At 48.5% G+C, this 3,283-nt stretch carries 4 protein-coding genes; 2 read left to right on the top strand and 2 right to left on the bottom strand.

Annotated features, from left to right (window positions below):
• On the bottom strand, positions 1-399 hold a 399-nt coding region (locus PHP87_RS11570), incomplete at its 3' end, for a helix-turn-helix domain-containing protein (protein ID WP_299921534.1).
• Between the two features lie 76 nt (positions 400-475).
• Positions 476-859, bottom strand: a complete 384-nt coding sequence (locus tag PHP87_RS11565) for a glutamate synthase-related protein (protein ID WP_299921536.1) — start codon at positions 857-859, stop codon at positions 476-478.
• 68 nt (positions 860-927) lie between these two features.
• Between PHP87_RS11565 and PHP87_RS11560 the strand changes: the two genes are divergently transcribed.
• Entirely contained in the window at positions 928-1,608 is a 681-nt protein-coding gene (locus PHP87_RS11560; protein WP_299921532.1) for a DUF421 domain-containing protein, read from the top strand.
• A gap of 22 nt (positions 1,609-1,630) precedes the next feature.
• A partial coding sequence (locus PHP87_RS11555) for a U32 family peptidase (protein WP_299921530.1) occupies positions 1,631-3,283 on the top strand: 1,653 nt, incomplete at its 3' end.

The raw sequence follows: 3,283 nt of genomic DNA, 5'->3' as shown, positions 1-3,283 counted from the left end.
ACGTGGAATATGCATGGTAGCTCTTTTGGTTTGGGCATATTCCTGATAGTGGTAGCAAAACTGTGAGTACATAAGGGGTTGTTCCCGGTTTTGACGACAGTCTTCACAGTATTCGGCCCATAGGAGTCTTAGGGTTACTCCTGATTTAGCCATTTCCTTATGAACATGCTCTAAATCAGGATAACACCGTCCGGTATCACGAGTTGATGGTTTGTCAAAGAACTTGGTTTCCAAATCAGCGTCTGTGGTTTCACTTGGCAGCGGCCATGAAAGATTTAACTCTTTCGCCCTGCCGATTACCTTGGCAACGGTGTTGCGGGAGCATTTGCAACTGGCAGCAATGCTGCGTTGACTTAGCCCCTGACAGTGGAGCCTTATGATTTCTCGGTACGGGATCATGGTAGACCTCCTAAAAAATGAATTTACACGTGTTTCGTGCATTAATTCATTGTACCGAAGAAATTCCCCTGGCTCTCTAGCTCCGGAAGGGTGGCTCCCATTTCGCCGGAGAGGTGGCTCTCAACGACCGGACGCGTGGCTCTCGTGGACTGGAGTATTCACCGTAGCCGCCGTCGATATGGATGATATGGGCGCCGGCATAATAGGACCCGACCGCGACCATGTCCACATCGTTGGGTGTGGAAACCTTGACTGAAACCAGGGCCATGGGGTTCATCTCCTTGATCCAGTCGATATGCTTCTTATGGTCTTCAATAGAATAGACCGAGTGGAAAGGGAATGGTGAAAACAGCGAGGTGCCCTGGACTGCCTCACGCATTTTGGCAACGCTGGCCGTATTCTTCTCGCCCAAGAGGTGGCCGCCCAAACCGGGTTTGGCGCCTTGAGCGTATTTGCTGATTACGAATAAAGCAGCAAGCTCGTACCGAATAATAGAGCAAGAACCTCAATAAAGGGGGAAATCTGGTGTTGATATTTGCTCTACGGGCCATAGGTATGTATTTTCTGGCTTTAATAATGATAAGACTTTTGGGTAAAAGGGCTTTAGGGGAGCTGGGGCCTTTTGATTTTGTGGTCATGACCGGGGTCGGGCATACGGTGGTTTCAGTAGCCCTGGATAAAAGCCTTCCTTTCTATGAGGGTATTGTCATTCTGGCTACCCTGGCCTTGCTGGAATATATCATGGGTTACCTGGCTTTGAAGAATCAGACCCTTTCTCACTTAATAACTGGAAAACCGGTAATATTGATTGACAACGGCCAAATAGTAAAAGAAAATATGGCCAGAGAAAAATTCAATGCCGATGATCTCTTGCAGGAACTTAGAAAACAGGGGATAAGGGAAATCGAGGATGTCGATAAGGGGATTTTGGAATCATGTGGGGGTTTTAGCGTAATTCTGAAAGAAGAAGATGAGCCGGTAACCCGCCGGGATCTGGGAATCAGTCCTCGCATACAATCGACAGTTCCAACTACCAGTACCGTCTCCAGAGCCGAATTCTTTGCCCGGCAGCAGGAGCCCTTATTGGCAAGAGAAGGAATTTCGCTACCCGGACTTTTGCAAAGTATTGACCAGCGCCTGGATTCCATCTGCCAGCGGCTGGATTTATTGGAAGAGAGATTGCAGGAACCAAGCGCTGATGAAAAGTGAATTTCATACGGGAGGTATGATAATGGAGCTCCTGGCACCGGCGGGAAATTGGGAAGCTTTCTTAGCCGCCATGGGAAATGGTGCGGATGCAGTTTATCTGGGAGGCCAGTCTTTCAGTGCCCGTCACTATGCCGAGAATTTCAATAGAGAGCGTATTGATGATGCTCTAAGCTACGCTCACTTGAGAAAGAAAAAAGTATATGTAACTGTAAACACCCTGATAGCTGACCACGAATTTGCGATGGCTCTGGATTATATATGGGATTTGTATCAGATGGGGGTTGATGCAGTTATTGTGCAGGATATAGGCTTGGTCCATGCGTTGCGTAAGCTTATCCCTGATTTGCGTCTTCACGCCAGTACCCAGATGACCGTGCATAACTCCCCCGGGGCCATTTTGTTGCAGGAAGAAGGAGTAAAAAGGGTGGTACTGGCCCGGGAAATGTCCCGGGAAGAACTGGCTAAGATCTGTTGCGAAGTAAAGGATATAGAGTTTGAGGTTTTCGTACATGGAGCACTATGCTACTCCTATTCCGGACAATGTCTTTTTAGCAGCCTGGTGGGGGGGAGAAGCGGAAATCGGGGGCGTTGTGCTCAACCCTGTCGACTGGCCTACCAACTATTTTCCCGAACTGAGGATACCCCAGTAGCCAGTGAAGGGCGGCACCTCTTAAGCCCGGCGGATCTTTGCCTTATAGAACAATTAGGTGATTTGCAGAGAATAGGTATCCATTCATTGAAAATTGAGGGACGGATGAAGCGGGCCGAATATGTGGCGATAGTTACCAGAGCTTATCGCGAAGTACTGGATTCTCTGGCTGTTGACCCGGGAAGCACTGTGTCGCCTAAATTAAGGAAGCGCTTGGAAAGGATTTTCAATCGCAACTTTACTAGCGGCTACTTTCTAATGGATCGGGCCGGATATCTTAGCCCGAAAAGACCCAACAACCGTGGGATATATATAGGAAGGGTAGTGGAACAGAGCCAGGATTTTACTACCCGGATTAAATTGACTGAAGAGCTAAGGGTAGGGGATGGTTTGGAGATTTGGGTAAAAAAAGGCCAGGGACCTGCCTTCACGGTAAAAGACATTTTAATGCAGGGTAAAAGGGTTTCCCAGGCAGAAACTGGAGATATCGTCAGCCTTAAAATAGAGGGCCGGGCCGGGGCAGGTGATCGGGTCTTTAAGACTTATGACAGTGAGCTTATGGAGGATGCTCAGGCCAGTATTGAGGCTGCTTCCCGGAGCAAACTACCCCTTGATATTTTAGTATCTTTGCAGGAAGGCGAGCCCCTGAGCCTGCTTATTAGTGATGAGGAGGGAAGACAGGTCGAGGTAAAAAGCCCTGGTCCCCTGCAAAAAGCGGAAAAACACCCGCTTACCCGTGAAGTGCTGCAAGAAAAAATAGAGCGATTGGGTAATACCCCCTTTTACCTGCGCCATCTATCCCTCATGGGGGAGCAAGATCTCATGATTCCTTTCAGTGAGCTTAATGAAACCCGGCGCCGGGGATGTGAAGCCATCTTGCAATTATTAAGGGGAGGGCCTCGGCTATCCGAGCATGATGAGCTGGCTTATCGTTATTTAAAAGATAAAAATCTTTATATTCCGGGTAGACCATCCCGCCAAGGGGATTCACATACTCAGGCCCAGGGGAAAAGCCTTCCTCTTTTG

Source organism: Syntrophomonas sp. (assembly GCF_028707975.1).
Classification (GTDB): domain Bacteria; phylum Bacillota; class Syntrophomonadia; order Syntrophomonadales; family Syntrophomonadaceae; genus Syntrophomonas.
The sequence above is the reverse complement of the archived record's forward strand: the minus strand, read 5'-3'. Positions and strand labels throughout refer to the sequence as shown.